The sequence below is a fragment of the Endozoicomonas numazuensis genome (assembly GCF_000722635.1).
GTDB classification, from domain to species: domain Bacteria; phylum Pseudomonadota; class Gammaproteobacteria; order Pseudomonadales; family Endozoicomonadaceae; genus Endozoicomonas_A; species Endozoicomonas_A numazuensis.
In genome coordinates, this window is record NZ_JOKH01000002.1 from 979234 (window position 1) to 999031 (window position 19798).

Consider the following 19798-nt stretch of genomic DNA (forward strand, 5'->3'; position numbering starts at 1 on the left):
CTTCCCATCGAAATTGAAGAGAAGCCACTGCATTTAATTAACAAACTGATTAATCTTTTTTTATCAGACCATAAGGAAGGCTTTTAAATAACTCAGGCCGTTGCTGGATATTCACCGTGCTGTTAACGCCCTGCCAGTCCAGCAACATAATGGCCAGAACATTCCTGTGCTCACCATAAGTCAATTCGAAACCACCATCTTTAGAAGGAATCATACCTTCTTTCGGATCTATCGAAGCCTGGATATGTTTTCTAACTTTCTCAAGAGCCGGATCATTATCAAGACCTGCTAGCAGAAAAGTAATACCTACTTCAGCTATAACATCCTCTTTGGCACGATTTAAGAGGGTATCAATATTGTTGCGGAAATAATCATAGATCCACTGAAAATTTTCTTCTTTCACACTGTGTTGATAATACTCTGAAGCACCAAAGATGATGTGAGTAAGGCCATACAACTTATTGTTATATTGCTGTTCGCTTAATTCAGGATCTTTTGAGTCAGGATAAGTTTGACGAAAAGATTGACTGAAAGCCTCTGTAACATCCTGCTCTCCCAGCTGCTTCAACCAGTAAACGTGATTAGCCATTTGACCAGCCCAAGCTTCAATCATCTGGGGATCTGTGACATAACGCTTAAAGTCATACCGCTTGAAAATAGCATGCAGTTTCTCATCATTCTTATGCTTGAGACCATACTCATCGGCCCTTGCCATGGATCCCAGCAGTCCCACCGCCAGATAAACATACTCAGGATTCTTTTTCAGGGCTGCGCGTCTCAGAATTTCCCGTTCAGGATCGGTATCCTGGTAGTTCTCGCTACGTTGCAGGGAGTAAGCTTTAATCTGCTCATCGGTATACATTTCATTGGCTGAAGTATTCAGCTGACTCGCCACTCTGGCCAAGTCCACCCAGATCGCTGTTTTGAACTTTGGATCCGGGTTCTGTCGGTACATGCGCAGACCATAGTGAGCCATCTTGAAATAGGAAATGCTGTAAAGCTCTGATTCATAGGTTTTACGAATCAGATCCGCATCATCCTTATAGCTGTTAGCAAAGGCATTGGCTGAAGCAAGGCTCAGAAGTATGAGCAGACGAACAAGATGTTTTATCACTGTATTTTTCTCAGTACATCAGGATCATGGAAATGCTGCAGAGGCAATGAATCAGCTAAAAATTTGATTCCTTACTCCAAACAAAAAGCAGCGTACGACACAAAGTAAATGATCCACGTTCATAGAACGTGGTTTTGCTTTATGCCCCCTAAAAGGGGGCTAATACCGCCAGCCTTCAGAGAAGGCTGGTGAGAGTTGTCCCAAGATTGAAAATTATTTCCTGAAATCTATCTCCTGCTGGAGACGCTCTCTTTTCTCCTGATACTTCACATATTTGCGTATCATTTCTGCATCAACACCAACGGTATCAACACAATATCCCTTAGCCCAAAAGTGATTGCCCCAATATGGCCTCTTCTTCAAATACGGGAATTTCGAAAACAGCCTCAGAGCCGTACGACCCTTCACCGTTCCCAAAAGCGTTGAAATCGAAACCTTCGGAGGTACCTTCACCAGCAAATGTACATGGTCATTTTGGATGTTCAGCTCAACTACCGTACAACCAAGCTGACTACAAAATACCTGAATGCTGTTGTGAACATCAGCTTTTACAGCTCCGGTTAAGACACGAAACCGATACTTTGGTACCCAAACTATGTGGTATTGGCAATGCCAGATGACATGCGTTAACTTCTCAAATCTACTCATGTTACTTCCTATCTCTAGTAGTTGTGGGGACAACTCAGAGATAAGGAGTAGCATGGGTAGTTCATGGCAGGCGGAGCCAACCATTCATGACCACGTCCATAGGACGTGGATTTTCACGATGCATTAAAATAAAAATTATTCTACGAGACAGAAATTATAATCAGTCACTCGCCTCAGCGTTGTACGTACTTTCACGGTAATAACTAAACAAGCCAGCCCATTAGAAAAATAAATAAAAACACTTACAGCCATGACATTAACACTTAGCTCATTTGTCTTAACTTTTTAGACCTAACTGATTATTATCTCAACGGTGCTTATTTAAGAAATCTCCTTAATAAAAGCAGTAAACAGAACAATTCAATTAATGTATTCACTTTAAGAACCTTCCACAAAATAAGAGTGAATACCTGTGCATAAAACAGTACATCAGGAGTAGTAACATGCCTGAAGCGCTAATAGGCTTCCTGGATGGCGTAGTACCTGCATGGCTCTACGATATTCTTTTCACCACCACAAATAACCTTTACAACGGTATTACCGCTCCTCTTTTTGCTAAAAGCCGGATCAATATCAGCTTCCTGTTTATTTCCGCTTTGTTCGCAATTTTTTCATATGTTTATTATTCGAGGAGAGATAATAAGGAACGCTCAGTTCGTGGTTTCTTCAGCTTTCTTACGCCCAAAGATGTTTACTTAAGTAATTCAGCACTGGTAGATTTAAAAATATATCTGGGCAATAAAATAGTGAGTGGCCTTCTCTCTCCTCTTAAAGTACTACTTTCTTCTGCAACAGTTGCCGCGCTGGTAAATTACTTACTATCCAGTCAACTGACATCGCCCAACTGGTCTGAAGGGCCATACGGCCTTTATCTGTTCGCACTGATATATTTACTGGTCTACGACTTTGCTTATTACGTAGCTCATACTGCCGCTCATAAATACCCGGTTCTCTGGGAAATTCATGCCCTGCACCACTCGCCGAAAGTGATGAACCCTCTTACTCTGTTCCGGGTACATCCTCTCAACTTTTTGTTTGCTGGCCTGATAAAAAGTTCTGTCAGTGGGGTACTGATCGGAATTCTACTGTTCCTGTTCCTTGGATCTGTGGATATCTTCAAGATTTTTGGCATGAACTTCATCTTCTTTATTTTTACCTTTGCCGCATCCAACCTGCGACACTCTCATATCTGGCTCTCCTGGGGTCATGTACTGAATCATATTTTCATCAGTCCTGCCCATCACCAGATTCACCACAGCTCACGTATGAAGCATTGGGGTAAAAACAACGGGCAGATCTTCGCCTTCTGGGACTGGATGTTCGGCACACTGGTACTTCCTACTGAAGATTTAAGAGACAAGCTGGTGTTTGGCCTGACGCCCAACGATCCTGACCCTCATGTCGATCTGAAAACAGCCTACATGGGCCCTCTGAAGAATATCTTCAAGATTGTCCGCGAGCGCTTTTCAAAGCAGCCGCTTGTAGATCGTCCAGTATGAATAAGCGAGTATCACTCTACCTGGATCTGCTGCGCTTTGGCGCAGCATTCATTGTCATGTTGTCGCATATTGCCATAGAGCGAACCTCGGGAGGGGTATGGCAATGGGTTCGAGACCTGCACATTGGCAGTGACAGCGTCATCGTATTCTTTGTACTTTCCGGTTACGTTATTGCCTATGTCGTAGACCAGAAAAAAGAAGATAAAACCAGCTACATGATCAACCGTCTTTCACGACTGTACTCTGTAGTCATACCAGCCCTTCTGTTGACGATGCTTGTGGACTGGCTGGGTATCCTGCTGGCGCCCGACTTCTACGAAACATTCTGGTACATCCCCTTCAGTAACCTAGAGCGCTTCTTTGCCAGCTTCTTCTACATCAATCAAATCTGGACCATCAATATCAGACCTTTCAGTAATGGCCCCTTCTGGTCACTGAGCTATGAGTTCTGGTATTACATGATGTTTTTTACGATATTCTACTTCCAGGGAGCTAAACGTATTCTGTTGACGGCTTTAGTGCTAGCTATCATGGGCATCAAGCTTTGGTTGATGGCTCCTATCTGGTTGATGGGAGTTTGGACATACCGTAAAAGCAAGACAATTGAACAGTCCAAGTCCATGGCCTGGTTTATGTTCCTCAGCCCGATTGCCATCTATGCACTGATCAAATACTTTGGTATCAGTGCGACATTACTGGAATGGACCCGCAGTACTCTAGGGTCTGATGTCGTGTATAAATGGCTAAGATTCTCAGATGAATTCATTATCAGCTACGTTTATATGATTCTGGTCTCCATGCATTTCCTGGGACTGGTAACAGTAGCCAAAGATAATCTCGCCTGGCTGGAACGCTGGCAAAAGCCTATTCGTTATTGGGCAGGACTGACGTTCTCCCTGTATCTTTTCCACTACCCGCTGATGAATTTCTTCACGGCAGTCCTTCCCGGGGAAATCACCTCGGTATGGCGACACCTGGCAATGGTGGTGGGCATTATGATCGTCACTGTGGTCGTTGGCAGTGCTACGGAAAGGCATAAATACAAGGTCAGAGACCTGTTCCTGTGGTTGTGGAACCGAATCAGTTCCCAACGATCAAAGGTACAAGTAGCCTGATCGAAAAAAGCCTCCAGTCGATATTCAACAGGAGGCTTTTTTATTGCAGCAGAGACCGTTTAAGCAGCTGCTTCGACCGTTTCAGGCTTTCTTCTGAAGGCCTGAATAACCGGCACCAGCAGTACAGCTACCGCAATAGAGATAATCACCAGAGTGATAGGGCGCTCCCACAGGAAACTGAGGGAACCGTCGCTGATCATTAATGCACGACGCAGATTGTCTTCCATCATCCCACCCAGAATAAACCCGAGAATCATGGGAGCCATTGGAAAACTCAGCAGCTTCAGTACCAAGGCGATAACAGCAAACAGCACCATCATCTGGATATCAAAGGTATTAAAACTGATCAGGTAAACACCAGTCAGAGAGAAGAACAGCACCAGCGGTGTCAGAATCTGACGTGGCATGTTCAGCAATTTGGCCATGTAGGGAATCAATGGCAGATTCAGAATCAGCAGCACCAGATTACCCAGATACATGGAAATGATTACTGACCAGAATACCTCAGGCTGCTCAACAAACAGTCTTGGTCCTGGCTGAACACCATAGGATATCAAGGCACCCAGCAAAATAGCGGTAGTACCTGAGCCAGGAATACCCAGTGTCAGCAGAGGTACAAAAGAGCCTGTACAAGCGGCATTGTTTGCGGTTTCCGGCCCTGCCAGACCTTTCAAACCGCCTTTACCAAAGCCCAGCTTTTTTTTGCAGAAGCCAGATTTCGCTCCATGCCATAAGCCAGGAAAGAAGCAATAGTGGCACCCGCACCGGGCAACACACCGGTAAAGAAGCCCAGAATGGAAGAACGAGCGACAGTAGGTACTACTTCTTTCACTTCCTCCTTACTGAGCTTCAAGCTTCCCATCTGACCCAGTTGATCACCACTGAGACCTCCCTTATCCGGCCTGAAAACTGACATTAAAGCCTCAGCCAGCGCGAAAGTGGCCATGGCTAATAACAGGAAGTCGATGCCATCGATCAGATCCATTTTGCCAAAGGTGAAAGGTACCGGCAAAACAACCAATAATGACATAGAGCAGGTTGTTCCAAGCCATTGCCGTAGCCAAACCGGCGGTAATTCCTTCAAACATGGTTTATCTCCTTAGACAAACAGCTCACCGGGGGCCAGATAAATACCCAGTACCTTTGCGAGCAGGAACCAGGGCCCAATCGCTACCGGCAACGAAGCAAGCAACAACACTTTTATACGACGTTCACCCAACAGCCAGTAACCACCCAGCAGGAACAGGGTGGTGGAAATCAAAAAGCCCAGAGGCTTCAGAGCTACACCAAACAGGCTCATTAAAACCAGCAAAGCCAGAGTGACTTTCCTGCCAGGTCCTGTGAAGCTTTCTATCGGTGACTGGGCTTCATTATCTGGAAGAATCAGCATCAACAGAGCCACGATGAAACCAATGACGCTGAGAAAAATCGGTAAGGTTCTGGAGGTAAAGGGTTCATCCATACTCCAGGGCTGAAGAGGAATCTGATAGGCGTTGTAGCCGTAAACCAGGGCTAAAATAAGAAACAGCAGTGCCCCTACCCTGGTAGCAGTCTTGTATTCTTCATGGGGAAGTCAGGATTCTAAAATGGTTTATTTTGATCATCATTTCACCCACAAGCGATGAAACAATTCTCTACATTGATCGCTATTTGATAGTGCCCGGACCCGCCGGGCACTATCAATCAAACAGGGACAGGCACTTTCCGCCTATTCCGGATTTTTAACCGGACAGCAGTGTGTTTTTCTCTGGTTTTCTCCCACAGCAAATTCAAACCGTTCCTGAATCAGTTTTCTATCAGCCCCAATTCAAAACCATCCGAGTGGGAACCTTTATCGGTACTCATCATCAGATCGACGGCATAGGCAGTTGCTCCCGAAAAAATGTAGCAGGCAACTTTTAATGCGCGGTGCTTTCGTCCCGTTGCATGGTAACCTGCACAAGAAGCTACCGTGGCTGCCGTCCAAAGTGCAATTCCAGTGGCTGCCAGTACCGGTGTAGTGATAATGACAGGCGTTAAATCCTGTTCTCCGAAGCCTGATATCTCTGGGGTAGCTAAAGGAATGACTGAGGGAGAGACTGAGGGAGAGACTAATTCTTGCCATGCAGAGCGGGTCATCGCCAGATAAGTTTGTGTTGAAATCTTTACAATGCCCGGCGACGTTGTACGGGTAGTCACTGTCTGCAAAAAAGCTGTTGAGCGGCTACTACTACTGCTACTACTGCTACTACTGCTACTACTGCTGCTACTGCTGCTACTGCTACTGGATGTTATTTGCGGGTTTATTTTTGAAGAAGTAGTACTGACCATGGCTGAGCTCGAACTTGAAGAATAAGGTGCTGCCTGAGAGGTTTCTGTCGGCTCTGTAGGCGGAACCAGTGGAGTACACAGCGGTGCCGTTATTAATGCCGGATCATACTCAGGCAGTGGCGGGAAATAAGCGGCTTTGTTATCGGCACTGCCACTGTAGTAGGCGCGCTTGGAATAAGCGGTATCGAGAAAAACAACATTCTCCAGAGAGGTATCAGGCTTTTCACTGCTGCCCGACAAGTCGATATTTCCTATCTCTAACAGCCCGTGGCGAAGCGTTTGAACATCCACTGTCCGGCAATTTGACTGATAAGTCTCTCCAGAAAAAACAAGATTGCACAGCTCGGCAGCTTGTAAAGGAAGCTGGAGGTGACACTCATTGCCTGAGACTTTTTGTCCGTTACTGTTATGAAAGATATGTTTACTCTCAATGGCAACATGCAATGCACTGTGTTTTTCGCCAAGAGAAAAGCTAATCTCATGATCAGGCAGTGTATTCCAGGTGACATTGGTTTCCAGCAACACCGACTGGCGGGGTAAATAGATGGAATGTTTTTCATCGGTCAGCCACTGAAGATTCTCAAGATAAAGATTTTTGCCCGGGACGATAGGCTCACCAGAGAAACGAATGACCGGGTCAGGCCTGTGCGGGCTTAACATACCGATAATGGCATGAGAAACCCCATCGGGAATGCTCTTGCGAACATCATGATTCAGTTCATAGTACAGCGGAAGCGTTTCAGTATTGGGCACTGTACCACTGCCAGAGCCACTTTCAGAATCATTTTCAGAACCATTTTCATAGCCGCTAGAGACTGCCGGAGTATCATCATGATCCGGAACCCCCAGAATAATCAGCGTGTTTTTATTTTCGGTCAGTATGGCGGAAAAGTCCTGGTTCTCATATGCCACGACAATCTGCTGAAATGTTTCAGATGTTCTTGCGGGTTGAAACTCAAATGGAATGGGCTGCCCGGGGTTTGCCCGTGCAGCTTCTATCGCCTGAAAAAGTGCTGGCCGATGATCACCGCCTGTGCATAACTGGGCATCCGCCATGGCAAATTGTTCGTTCTCCCCCGATTCCAGCAAGTGAAATAGCGGAAAGTAAGAAAAACACACATACTCGTAAACGGCCTCTACTTTTCTAGTGTAACGACGGCCTTCGAGAACTTCAATAGAGTTAGGGAACGATCTGGGACTCTTGTGACCAGAAAATCCAGTATCGCTATCATACTCCGCTAATAACCTGCTGGAGATAATATAAGACTGCAGTGTGTGACCTTGAGGGCTATACCTGCTATACCGTACAGAGACAAAAGCCTTATTACGACTATGCTGGGGAACCCAATAATGCATTAGCATATGATACCCGAGCCATCGCTTGTTGGAGTCTTCTGTCACCTGACAATAATCGTGGCACTGGTCAGTTTTTTTCAAAACATACTTGTAAAAATAGCCAGGAGCATAGACATAATCGGCACCAATGAGTGCATCTGTCTGGTTGATGTGGCACCCATTAGCACCATAGCCATACTGAAAGCTGATGCATACTAAAAAAACGACAATCGCCTTCAGTTTAATCGGATAATTCATATTTTCTTGATGACTAGTTTATTTGTACAAATAAAAAGCGGGCTTTAAGTACTCGAGCTTCCGATGCTTTTTTACGAAAAATTATGCCATGAGGAAAGCCTGGGATAGTAAAGGTATCTAACGCTAATGCTCACGGATAGTTTCGCCCTTGGAATCCATAGTAAAGACTGCACTGGGCGCTACGTCCAGTGTCAAAAAGTCTCAAAAAACCTTCATCTGATAACGAGATAATCATAAGATAAATATACCCATCGCCTTTCAAGATGCTACGTTGTTGCCAGCGTTCGCTCACCCTGATCACCCACTACTTGTAGGCTCACAGGGCTTCGCTCACTTGTCGCCTAGTAGCATCTTGAAATCCAATGGGTATAGAAGTTTTCAATATTGGGAAAATATCTGCATAACTACCAAAAGCATGACGATAAAAAATATCGTAATAGTTGGCTAACGCCACTGACTCGAGATCTAACTGAGAGTTCTGGGAAACCACCAGAACTTCACTCAAGGCTTGGGCTATTCGGTGTCGCAGCAGGCTGTCACTATCATAGCTGGCCGACAGAACCTGATTCCACCATCCCATTTGAAAGTACCACTCATAGGGGAGCGCCGGATCGTTTCCGTCACTATTGATCGCTCTTTCCCCGTGGGTTTCCTTCAATTTTTTTCGAAAAAAATTCCAAATCTCGGTTGTCTTGAACTCATATCCTTCCTTGATATTGACGGATGACTGCAGCTGCTGATCCAGCCACTGTTCTTTGCCAAGTCGATAGACATGGTCAATGGTTTTCTTGCTTGCGCCAAGAGTAGACTGCATCAGAAAACGTGAAAGGTCGTTTTTATTATCAACCAAACTCTACATCTCCCTTTGTACCTTCAGGCATTGATACTTTTTACAGGGCGATTCACAAAAGAATATTTTGACACATTAACGTCTCGAAATATTAGATAGATATCGAAGAAGTGTGTCAACCTGTGAAGAATGAATTTATGGTTTCAGCTTGGTGATAGATTGTGGTAGATAATCATAGATTAATCAATGCTGTTTCGAACCCTGAACCAGTGCTTGATGATGGGCAAGGTGCTTTTGACGGTGGAGCTCCCGCTACGGAAAAACAGGTGCTTAATAATAGAGTGGCGGCTATGAGAAATTGCCCGAAAAGTGAAAGCATAATCTGCTTTTAATCCTCTTATTCTGATTAATTTCAGAACGAGAATAGACGCTTGTTTAGCAGCCTGCTCAGGCGTTCAGGCGTAACCAGTAACTGGCTACATCCAACATCCGGTTAGAAAAGCCCCACTCATTATCAAACCAGCAGAGCAGCTTGATCAGTTTTCCTGAAGTGACTTTGGTCTGGGTTCCGTCGACAACGCATGAACGGGCATCATGGTTAAAGTCTACCGAAGCATGTGGTTCGTTGGAGAAGCCCAGAATACCTTCCAGACGGCCATGAGTCGCGCGTTCCAGAATCTGGTTAACTTCCGCTTCGGTTGTTTCCTGTTTGACATGAATACAGAGATCCATACAGGAAACATTAATGGTCGGAACCCTGACTGAATTGGCTTTGAAGCAACCCTGGAGTTCAGGGAGTAGTCTGTCTATTCCTTTGGCCAGACCCGTATCGACCGGAATGATGGACTGAAGTGCACTGCGAGTCAGCCTGAGATCACTTTTATGATAAGCATCGATGACCGGCTGATCGTTCATAGCTGAGTGAATAGTCGTGATACTTCCGTACTCAATCCCGAGCGCATCATTCAATGTTTTAATGACAGGAACAATACAGTTAGTCGTACAGGACGCACTGGACACAATCCGCTGATCGCGGTTGAGATCTTGCTCATTGATACCGTAAACAATAGTGGCATCGACATCAGGCTGGGCAGGCTGTGAAAAAAGCAGCTTTCGGGCTCCGCGTTCGATGTGTTGCTCTGCTAACTGTCTTTCATTGAAGGAGCCTGAGCATTCCAGCAACAGGTCTATATCGAGGCTTTTCCAGTCGATGCTTTCAGGCTGGGCTTCATGGAGAAGCTGAATCTGATCATCTGCCACTATAAGCTGATTTTCTGCCGACTGAACCTTGGCGGGAAAGCGACCGTGGGTCGTGTCATATCGGGTCAGGTAGGTCAGGGTGTCCTGATCAGACAGTTCGTTAATAGCCACGACCTGCAAGTCTTTGCGATAACCATTTTCGTAAAGAGCGCGAAGTACGCACTGGCCAATACGACCGTATCCGTTGATGGCTATTCGAAACATAGTCTTGTTGTCAGATCCGCTACTACTAAAGTGAGCCCGTATTATAAGCGTGAATGGGATCTGAATGCTTATAGCCTGTAAAAATATTTTGCCCCGGATCTTAACGGCTAATGCGAGGCAAAATGCTTTTACAAAGTGTCTCTATCAGGCAGAGGCGTTGGCTTCAGAGGTGGAAATACCTTCTGGGGTCTGTTCATCCAGAGGGATACCCTGATTCTTAACCAACAAAAGGGATAGTACAGAGAGCAAACCACAAACCGCCATAACAGTAGCCATTGGGATAGCCGTACCATTATGAAACAGGCCCACCACCGCAGAAGATAGACCGCCTATGGAGAATCTCAGTGCACCTGCCATAGCGTTGGCGGTACCTGCAGACTTTGGAAAGTGTGAAAGAGACAGGGCATTGGAGTTAGGGCCTGTCAGACCAATGCAGCTGATGTAAATCACGATAGGGATCATCAGTCCTACCAACCCGCCAATCTCAAACTTTGCGGTAGCCAGCATCACAATAGAGCTGATAGCGGCAAGAATGCTACCCGTTTTCAGAATAGAGAACAGCTGCAGGCGACCGATCAAACGGATATTGATCATATTCATGGCCATCATGGCAATAATATTGACGGCAAACAGCAGGCCATAACTTTCAGGCTTAACGCCATATAGCTCGATATAAACGTAGGGCGAGCCAGCAATAAACGCGAACATACCACCAAAGAAAAATGCATGACTCAGTATGCACCCCATGGCTTCGCGGTTTTTCAGGACGGACAGGTAAGTCATGCACAGCTGGCTGGCGGGAATAACCAGTTTTCTGTCGTCTGGCAGGGTTTCCGGTACTTTGTAAACAGCCAGTACCAAAGCCAGTGCAGAAAGTATGGCCAGAAAAATGAACAGACTCTCCCAGCCCATAAATTTCAGGATCTGACCACCCAGCAGAGGTGCAATCAGAGGGGCAACAGTCATGACCATTAAAATAGACGACATTACCTTTGCGCTTTCCTGACGGGGGAAAAGATCCCGAACCATTGCGGGAATCGTCACCATAACGGCGGCACCGGCAAAGGCTTGAAGAATTCGAACAATAATGAGCTGAAGGCCGGTTTCACAGAGTGCTGCCAGAATATTGGTTATCAGAAAAGCGATCAGACCTGGAAACATTATTTTTCTGCGACCAAAGCGGTCAGAAAGTGGTCCGTACAATAGTTGGCCAAGCGCAAAGCCAATGGTGTAGGCACTGAGGGTGTACTGGATGATACTCAGGGGCTCTCCCATCTCCTGTGCAATAGCAGGAATGGCAGGCAGATAAAGGTCTATAGCCAAAGGGCCAAGAGTCGTCAGGGCGCCGAGTGTCAGTATGAAAAGTAGCTTGTCGCGGCTATTTTTTATTGAAATGCCCTGTTTATTGTCTACTTGTCTGGGCATTTCTGGCTCAGGGCTGCTTTCAATATTAATGGTCATGGTACTTCCTTGAATCAAACGGATTAGTCACTGAAACTGATTGGAATTCTCTGCCCGTTATGGGCATTGGTGTTATGTTCCTTCTGTTGGATTTTCGCAGGGGCGAAGTTGTGACACAGCTGTCACAGAGTTGAGGGATAAAAAAACAGGTTTACTGTCGTATACAGAAGAGACGACTAGTTTAAATCTTATTGGTATTAAAAAATATGGCAAATAGGCGAATTTGTAATAAGTTTGAATGGCAGGTTTGATAGGTAGTTGATGAACAAAACTTCGTTCGCTGTATTGCAGGAAATCTTGAGCAGTGAGTTCTACTGAGGGTATTTTCCGGGTGTAGCACCAGACTGTTTTCGAAAGAACTGCACAAATGCGCTATCACTGGAAAATCCCAGTAGTTGTCCTGTTTGTGAAACCGACTTTCCTGTTCCCAGAAAGCGAATGGCATGAATAACCCGTAGCCGCTGTTTCCAGGCCTGAAATGTCATCCCCGTTTCCTTTTTGAACAGGCGTGTTAGCGTTTTGACGCTGGCTCCGCATTGTTCCGCATAAAGTGACAGTTCTTTATGGCAGGCAGGGTTTAGCAGGTAGTCTTCAACAATTATTCTCAGTCGTTTATCTCCGGGCGTGGGGATAAACAGGGAATGGGCTTCAGGTGCAGAAAGCTCAGAGATTAAAACATTGACCAACTGCATTTCAGGTGGCTTCAACGTTTCTTCCAAGGACCAGGACGTGACTCTGGTAATCAGCTCCTTTAGCAATGGATTGACGTCAATCACTTTTTCCCGGTTCGGGAGGTGGCTAAAGTAGTCACAGTCAAAGTAAAGAGAGCGGTAGTGTGTTTTGCCCGACATGGTGGCTCTGTGCATCACTCCCGGTGGAATCCAGACCGCGCTGGTCGGAGGCAGTATGCAGACTTTTTCGTCAAAGCGAATGCTCATGCAACCTTTGACAGCATAAAGCAGTTGAGCTCTCCGGTGACTGTGCAGACCTGAGTCGTGTTTACCATGATTAATGGCCAGGCCTACGACGGGTTGAGAACACTCATCGGGATCAAACAGTTCAGACTCGGTGATAAGGGGCAAGGTTGTCCTCTCTGATACATTTTTTGTCTGATTGATTATAACTCGACCATTCAGAACTCTCTAAAGTAGTGGCTTTTCGAAGTGGGATTGCTATGAGAGCGCATCATCCAGGCATTTTATTGATTCTATTGTTGCTGACTTTTCCACAGTTCAGCGAGACGGTTTATGCGCCGGTACTACCCGGAGTGTCAGAAGCTTTTTCGGTATCGAGTAATCTGGCTCAGTTAACCATGAGTCTCTATTTTGGAGGCTTTGCCATGGGGGTTCTTTGCTGGGGATATCTGGCAGACCGGATGGGTAGGCGAAACTCCATGATCGCAGGTCTGGTCATTTATGGACTATCTGCCCTTATGGCTGTTGTTTCCGAGAATTTCTGGGAGTTTCTGGTGGCTCGTATTGCGCTGGCTTTTGGTGCCAGTGCAGGCTCTGTTGTGGTTCAGACAATGATTCGTGACTGCTATGAAGGTAAAGAGCTGGCGAGATTCTTCTCTCTGGTAGGGGTGGCCCTTTCGTTATCTCCAACTCTTGGACCTGCTTTAGGGGGGATGTTGGCAGAGAGCAGTGGGTTAAATGGTGTTCTTTTTGCACTGGTGAGTTTGGCCGTTCTGTTGCTGATATGGACGCTGGTAAAACTGCCTGAAACTCAACACGTTCAATCTGGCAATAACCAGAGTCGCCTTTCAATATTAGCGCTTTCAGGGAAGATGATGGGTGATCGTCGTATTATCTGCTCAGTTGTGCTGGTCGCAGGCATGAATATTCTGTTGTTTGGATATTACACTATGGGGCCATTTGTCATAGCAAAAATGGGCTTTTCTCAGCAGGTGTTCGGGTTTTCAGGGATCTTGATGGCTTTGGGGACAGCCATCGGAGCTTTGCTTAATCGCTCGTTGATTCAGCGAGTCAGTATTGAAAAACTGATTCTATGGGGCTGTATGCTGGCTTTGACCGGCAGTTGCCTGCAATGGCTGGTCAGCGCCATTGATGTCGGATCTCAGAAGATTCACCTTGTATTGTTTTTATTGCCGCTGCTCCTTATTGTGACTGGGTTTGGACTGACAATACCAAACGTTCTGGGAACGGCTCTGGTTGACTATAAAGCTCAACTGGGTACTGCAGGAGCATTACTGGGCTTATTCTATTATCTGGTGATCATGGCAGGGCTGGGAGCATTGAGTGCATGGTACCTGGATGAGCTCTGGTATATGCCTGTTAACTTTGTAGCTATCAGTAGTTTGTTAGTGCTAATGGCTAAATTCAGATCATACACGGCTGAGAGGACATAAATGAACAATCCTGACTGGGTTACACGCTGGAAAGAAGGACGTATTGGTTTCCACAGGCCAGAGTTCAACGAGTCACTATTGAAGTTCTGGCCGCAATTGGATGTGTCACAAACCCAGTCAGTTCTGGTTCCTCTCTGTGGAAAAAGCCTGGATATGATCTGGCTCAGACAGCAGGGGTTAGAAGTCGTTGGTACAGAATTGGTGGAAATGGCAGTGGCGTCTTTCTATCAGGAGCAAAACCTGCAACCTGAAGTAAAAGATTTTCAGACATACCGGCATTGGCAAGCCGACGATATCCATATCCTTGAAGGTGATTTTTTTGCACTGCCGGAGAACTCTCTGCAAAGTCCTGTTTTTTACGATCGCGCTGCTCTGATTGCAGTGCCTTCAGCGATGAGAAAGCAATATGTTGATCAGTTGCTAAGGGCTGCTCCCAATCTTCAGGAAGGTTTATTGATTACTGTGGAATATGATCAGGATCTGGTGCAAGGACCTCCGTTTTCAGTTGAAGAGGATGAGGTTAGAACGCTTTTTTCGCCCTGGTTTGAGGTCATTAAACTGGATGCTCACAGTTCATTTGCTTCAACCAGTTTGAAGGAAAAAGGGGTGAATGAGTTGGTTGAAGTGGTCTATAAACTGGTTCGAAAATAACCAGATGTATGTTTCAAAACATCAATCTGGCAGGCGTCCTCTGCCAGATTTCAAGTTGGAAATAAAAAAACTATTTCAAGGGCAGACTGCTAACAAATAACTTAAATTGAAATGAAGCAAGTGCCTTTTTCTCATCCAATTTTCCCTGGAACAAGAAAATCCATCTCACCGAAACGAAGTTGAAGGAAGACCGCTCTGAACCTGGGGCTGAAAAGCTTGGAAAACCTGAAGAAAAAGTGGCTGATAGCAGTAAAGAAGGTACTCCCCAACCAAACTGTTGCCAGACATTGTGTGGATGGGGTTCTTCAAAAGAAGGTGGCAGCAATGGAAGAGGCCACTCAGATTTTGGTGAAGAAAAGTCTCTCGTTGATCATATTTTAGAGCATTCGATTAAAAGCCGAGTTCATCAAAATAGGCCATCCAGAGTTGTTTCCTGGTAGTAAAATGGGCATAAAAAAACGGCAGGTGATATCAATCATCTGCCGTTTTTTTAGTAGCTTTAAAAGCCAGTCAGGGAGTTGGACTCCCTGTTGTTGCTATCAGTCCAGAATTTCTTCTGCCGCAGCAACAATATTTTCTACGGTGAAGCCGAAGTATGGGAAGAGGTCACCGGCAGGTGCAGACTCACCGAAGGTGGTCATGCCGATTACGCGTCCATCCAGACCTACGTACTTGTACCAGAAGTCAGCCGCTGCAGCTTCGATAGCGATACGGGCTGGTACTTCCAGAGGCAGTACGCTTTGCTTGTATTCAGCATCCTGAGCGTCAAATACGTCCGTAGATGGCATGGATACAACACGTACCTTGTGACCCTGTTCAGTCAGAGTTGCTTCTGCCTTCATGGCCAGTTCAACTTCAGAACCGGTAGCGATCAGAATCAGATCCGCTGTGCCTTCACAGTCTTTCAGCACGTAGCCACCGCGAGCGATGTCAGCCACCTGTTGGTCTTCACGGTGCATGCATGGCAGACCCTGACGGGAGAAGATCAGCGCACTTGGGCCGTCCTGACGCTCAATGGAGTGTTTCCAGGCTACTGCAGATTCTACGGTGTCACATGGACGCCATGCGTTAACGTTTGGTGTCAGGCGCAGGCTGGCAATCTGTTCTACAGGCTGGTGGGTTGGACCATCTTCACCCAGACCAATAGAATCGTGTGTGTAGACCTGGATAGCGCGTTGCTTCATCAGAGCAGCCATACGAACAGCGTTGCAGGCGTATTCCATGAATACCAGGAAGGTAGCGCCGTAAGGTACAAAACCACCGTGTAGAGCAATACCGTTCATCATGGCTGTCATGCCAAATTCACGTACGCCGTAGAACACGTAGTTGCCATCAGCGTCAGCGGGCTTAACGCCTTTGGAGCCGCTCCACAGAGTCAGGTTAGAACCTGCCAGGTCAGCTGAGCCGCCCAGAAGTTCTGGCAGTAGAGGACCGTAGGCATTCAGGCTGTTTTGAGACGCTTTACGGCTGGCAATTTTTTCGCCTTCTACCTGACAGGTCTTGATGTACTCATCAGCCTTGGTAGAGAAGTCTGCTGGCAATTCACCTTTCTGACGGCGAACATATTCAGCAGCCAGCTCTGGGTAAGCAGCCTGGTAAGCGGCAAACTTTTCATTCCATGCTGTTTCTTTAGCGGTACCCGCTTCTTTGGCATTCCACTCGGCATAGATGTCTTGCGGGATTTCAAATGAACCGTGTTTCCAGCCCAGACGCTCACGAGTCAGTTTGATCTCTTCGTCGCCCAGAGGAGCACCGTGACAGTCTCCCTTACCTTCTTTATTGGGAGAACCAAAACCAATGATGGTCTTGCAGCAGATCAGGGTAGGTTTGGTGGTTTCAGCACGGGCTGCTTCAATGGCTGCACGAATGGCTTCTGGGTCATGGCCGTCCACGTTTGGAACAACATGCCAGTTGTAGGATTCAAAACGCTTAACAGTATCGTCAGTGAACCAGCCTTCTACTTCGCCATCAATAGAGATGCCGTTGTCATCGTAGAATGCAACCAGTTTACCCAGTTCCAGAGTGCCTGCCAAAGAGCTGACTTCATGGGAAATGCCTTCCATCATGCAGCCATCGCCCAGGAACACATAGGTATTGTGATCAACAATATCGTGACCTTCACGGTTGAACTGTGCTGCCAGTGTTTTTTCAGCAACAGCCATACCTACGGCATTGGCAATACCCTGACCCAGAGGTCCGGTAGTGGTTTCAATGCCAGGAGCGTAACCGTACTCAGGGTGGCCCGCGGTCTTGGAGTGCAGTTGGCGGAAGTTTTTGATGTCTTCAATAGACAGGTCATAACCGCTCAGGTGCAGCAGAGAATAAAGCAGCATGGAACCGTGACCGTTGGACAGCACAAAGCGGTCGCGGTCAGCCCACTCCGGATTAGCCGGGTTGTGATTCAGATAATCACGCCACAGTACTTCAGCAATATCAGCCATGCCCATTGGGGCTCCGGGGTGTCCGGATTTGGCTTTCTGTACAGCGTCCATACTCAGGGCGCGGATGGCGTTGGCTAGCTCACGACGTGAGGACATAGGAATCAGGGCTCCGAAGATCCAGTCAGTTTAGAATAGGCGCATATTCTAATGCCTTCAGTCGGAAACTGAAATCGCTATCTATGACTATCCTTAATCCTCTGAAGATTTCACTTATAAACCGGGCTTTATTATGGTGGCATTGTGGCTGCTGGTAGCGTTCTCCGTCGGTCTTTTGCTGATCAGTTTAAAGCACGTTCGTTCAGTACGAAGCTTTTCTGTGTTCGCGCTGGAACGCGGCTCTTTTAGTATTGATCTGGGATGGTGAGCCTGCCAGTTGTCGTTTTTTCGCTAGACAGTTATACAAAAAATATGCAGATCGATTTTAAGCAAGAGTATTCTGAATGACATTCAATGCAAAAAAGGCGCTAGTGTCCTGAAACTGCAACTATTTATTCGTCGTATATTGGATTAGAACAAAAACAATACGATGGAATAATAATGCTGCTAAATGATGGAACTGCTTCGAACAGAAAGCCCGATGAGTGTTGCCTCTCTATTGATATCAGCCGGCATATCCAGGTACTTTCCAATGCGTTCTATGATGAACAACAACATACATTTGATTATGAGCGTTGCAGAAATTCGCAGGAATACTACCGCGCAGTGCTGTTTTCGAGACACCTGAAGCACTTTGATCCTTTTATTCTCACTGCAGATCAAGACCGATTGGCTTTCTGGTTAAACGTTTACAATCTGCTTTTACTGCACAGTGTTTGTTTTTCCGGGATCAGTAGCAGTCTCTGGGAGGTAAAAGGCTTCTATCAGGATCACACCTATAATATTGGTGGGTATCTTCTCAGTCTGGATGATATTGAGCACGGTATTCTTCGGAAAAATGCCAGACAACCCAACAGTATCAGTCGCACCTTTAAAAGAAGTGACCCTCGTCGAAGCCTGGTTCTGTCACAGCTTGATCCTCGTCTTCATATGGGGCTTTATTCGGCCTGCTTTTCTTCGCCTGCACTCAGGGCTTTCTCTCCAGATTCCGTGGAACGGTCTCTGTCCGATGCAACGCGAAATTTCCTTAAGCGCGAAGTGACTTTGAGTGATGACTCCCGGCTACTTTATCTGCCTCCCTTATTTAAATGGTATCAGGCGGATTTTGATGATCAGGGCGCTATAAACTTTCTGGTCAGTTGGCACCCGGATCGGGGGTTGGTTCAGAAACTGCTTCAGAACAATAATGCGAAAAAGACGTTCAATCGTTATGACTGGCAACTGAATCGAGCCGGTCAGCAGCAGACCGTTTTTGCTTGAAGACTGGTGGTCAAATCTGGGGAGTTGGCAATATTCAGGAGGATTTCTGTCTAAAATGAATCTCTAATTATTAATAGAACAGGGTAGGAGCGTGATCCATTGTGCTGCAGGTGGTGGAAGGCATTTTCTGTTTTTGGCTTTATGGTTGCACATCGTTCCTGCCTTTGGGGGCGAGCATGTGTTTACCCTGTATAGTTCTTCGGCGAGTAGTAACTGGTCACCAATGTCTACAATCATTGTCAATATTGAAGCCCGCATGGGCTCGGTGGTTAGTCGCCCCATAGACACCTCTCTAACAACATCCTCTGTTTATGAGCAATGGCCGCAGGCTGTCCGGCGAGAAATTAAATCTCCAGTTGCCCGGTGTCCTGACAAAAAACAAAAAAGCTTCTTTGAACGAATGATAGGAGACGAGTTCGAAATATCGTATAGCGTGAGAGCAATGGGAGGAGTAAAAAAGATTACCTTCCATAAAAATGGCGTACAAGACTGTGTTATAGAGATTCAAAACGATGCCTGGAGTTTATCATTGAAGCTTCATGAAAGTCTTCGCTGTCATCTGGGACAGAGTGAGCTTTATGGAGAAATGCAGGTGTTGGAAGAGTCTTCTGAAAAACTTCAGAGTCAGTTGCAAGATGCCCCTATTGGTCCCAAATTGTTACTGGCTCAAAGAATGTCAGATCTCACACTGGATCTGGTAGATCAGACCGATCAAATTGATGATGCCCAGTGCCAGAAAGAGGCTACCGCCACCGGGTATTTTGATCTTTTATTCAGTACAGATTGTCGATGGAAAGTCACTCTGTTGAGTCGAGGGGGGATGATTCAGGGCTAGTACGAGGCTCTACGGTAGCCCAAGCAAGAAGCACAAAAGGATGCTGGAGACTCTGAAAGATGTTGCTGGCACACAAGATTGAGCTGAGGCCAACCGAACAACAGGCAGAGTATCTTGATCGAGCTTGCGGCTCACGTCGTCATGCCTTTAACC

Annotated in this window: 18 protein-coding genes; 7 read left to right on the forward strand and 11 right to left on the reverse strand. The window is 46.3% G+C overall.

Features of this window, described 5'->3' with window-relative positions:
• Nucleotides 1-49: 49 nt before the first annotated feature.
• A complete protein-coding gene (locus GZ78_RS11655) occupies nucleotides 50-1114 on the reverse strand; it encodes a DUF3541 domain-containing protein (protein ID WP_034835608.1) in 1065 nt (354 codons plus the stop codon).
• Between the two features lie 213 nt (nucleotides 1115-1327).
• A complete protein-coding gene (gene tnpA, locus GZ78_RS11660) occupies nucleotides 1328-1762 on the reverse strand; it encodes an IS200/IS605 family transposase (RefSeq protein WP_034833922.1) in 435 nt (144 codons plus the stop codon).
• 443 nt (nucleotides 1763-2205) lie between these two features.
• Here tnpA and GZ78_RS11665 point away from each other — a divergent pair, with 443 nt between their 5' ends.
• A complete protein-coding gene (locus tag GZ78_RS11665) occupies nucleotides 2206-3261 on the forward strand; it encodes a sterol desaturase family protein (RefSeq protein WP_034835611.1) in 1056 nt (351 codons plus the stop codon).
• On the forward strand, nucleotides 3258-4376 hold the full coding sequence (locus GZ78_RS11670; protein WP_034835614.1) for an acyltransferase family protein: 1119 nt from the start codon (nucleotides 3258-3260) through the stop codon (nucleotides 4374-4376). Before GZ78_RS11665 ends, GZ78_RS11670 begins: the two co-directional genes overlap by 4 nt.
• 59 nt (nucleotides 4377-4435) lie before the next feature.
• On the opposite strand, the gene GZ78_RS11675 is transcribed toward GZ78_RS11670, so the two are convergent.
• The 8 genes from GZ78_RS11675 to GZ78_RS11705 all read right to left on the reverse strand — a co-directional run bounded on the left by GZ78_RS11675 (nucleotide 4436) and on the right by GZ78_RS11705 (nucleotide 13076).
• Complete coding sequence (locus tag GZ78_RS11675; RefSeq protein ID WP_330217607.1) at nucleotides 4436-5050, reverse strand: tripartite tricarboxylate transporter permease; 615 nt, start codon at nucleotides 5048-5050, stop codon at nucleotides 4436-4438.
• Nucleotides 5047-5460, reverse strand: a complete 414-nt coding sequence (locus tag GZ78_RS30790; protein WP_330217608.1) for a tripartite tricarboxylate transporter permease — start codon at nucleotides 5458-5460, stop codon at nucleotides 5047-5049. The genes GZ78_RS11675 and GZ78_RS30790 overlap by 4 nt, the downstream gene beginning before the upstream one ends.
• A 15-nt stretch (nucleotides 5461-5475) precedes the next feature.
• On the reverse strand, nucleotides 5476-5907 hold the full coding sequence (locus GZ78_RS11680; protein ID WP_034835617.1) for a tripartite tricarboxylate transporter TctB family protein: 432 nt from the start codon (nucleotides 5905-5907) through the stop codon (nucleotides 5476-5478).
• A gap of 254 nt (nucleotides 5908-6161) precedes the next feature.
• Nucleotides 6162-8279: a hypothetical protein gene (locus GZ78_RS29445; protein WP_034835620.1), complete on the reverse strand. Its 2118-nt coding sequence runs from the start codon at nucleotides 8277-8279 to the stop codon at nucleotides 6162-6164.
• A 316-nt stretch (nucleotides 8280-8595) separates the two neighbouring features.
• Nucleotides 8596-9129, reverse strand: coding sequence for a DUF1800 family protein (locus GZ78_RS11690; protein WP_034835623.1), 534 nt, complete (start codon nucleotides 9127-9129; stop codon nucleotides 8596-8598).
• Between the two features lie 387 nt (nucleotides 9130-9516).
• Nucleotides 9517-10533 (reverse strand): type I glyceraldehyde-3-phosphate dehydrogenase, encoded by a 1017-nt coding sequence (locus tag GZ78_RS11695; RefSeq protein WP_034835626.1) that lies wholly within the window; start codon nucleotides 10531-10533, stop codon nucleotides 9517-9519.
• A 144-nt stretch (nucleotides 10534-10677) separates the two neighbouring features.
• A complete protein-coding gene (locus GZ78_RS11700) occupies nucleotides 10678-11994 on the reverse strand; it encodes a Bcr/CflA family multidrug efflux MFS transporter (protein ID WP_051786076.1) in 1317 nt (438 codons plus the stop codon).
• Nucleotides 11995-12305: 311 nt separating this feature from the next.
• Entirely contained in the window at nucleotides 12306-13076 is a 771-nt protein-coding gene (locus GZ78_RS11705; protein ID WP_051786077.1) for an AraC family transcriptional regulator, read from the reverse strand.
• A 92-nt stretch (nucleotides 13077-13168) separates the two neighbouring features.
• Between GZ78_RS11705 and GZ78_RS11710 the strand changes: the two genes are divergently transcribed.
• A complete protein-coding gene (locus tag GZ78_RS11710; RefSeq protein ID WP_034836547.1) occupies nucleotides 13169-14362 on the forward strand; it encodes a multidrug effflux MFS transporter in 1194 nt (397 codons plus the stop codon).
• Nucleotides 14363-15013, forward strand: a complete 651-nt coding sequence (locus tag GZ78_RS11715) for a thiopurine S-methyltransferase (protein WP_034835629.1) — start codon at nucleotides 14363-14365, stop codon at nucleotides 15011-15013.
• A 539-nt stretch (nucleotides 15014-15552) separates the two neighbouring features.
• Here the strand turns inward: GZ78_RS11715 and tkt are convergent.
• Entirely contained in the window at nucleotides 15553-17550 is a 1998-nt protein-coding gene (gene tkt, locus GZ78_RS11725) for a transketolase (protein WP_034835634.1), read from the reverse strand.
• 441 nt (nucleotides 17551-17991) lie between these two features.
• Here tkt and GZ78_RS27420 point away from each other — a divergent pair, with 441 nt between their 5' ends.
• From GZ78_RS27420 to GZ78_RS30970, 3 genes are all read left to right on the forward strand, one after another.
• Entirely contained in the window at nucleotides 17992-18810 is an 819-nt protein-coding gene (locus tag GZ78_RS27420; protein WP_051786079.1) for a DUF547 domain-containing protein, read from the forward strand.
• Nucleotides 18811-19033: 223 nt separating this feature from the next.
• The gene (locus tag GZ78_RS11735) at nucleotides 19034-19645 is read left to right on the forward strand and encodes a hypothetical protein (RefSeq protein ID WP_034835636.1); all 612 of its coding nucleotides are present in this window, start codon (nucleotides 19034-19036) and stop codon (nucleotides 19643-19645) included.
• 59 nt (nucleotides 19646-19704) lie between these two features.
• The coding region (locus GZ78_RS30970) for a helix-turn-helix domain-containing protein (protein WP_152558700.1) at nucleotides 19705-19798 on the forward strand (94 nt) is incomplete at its 3' end.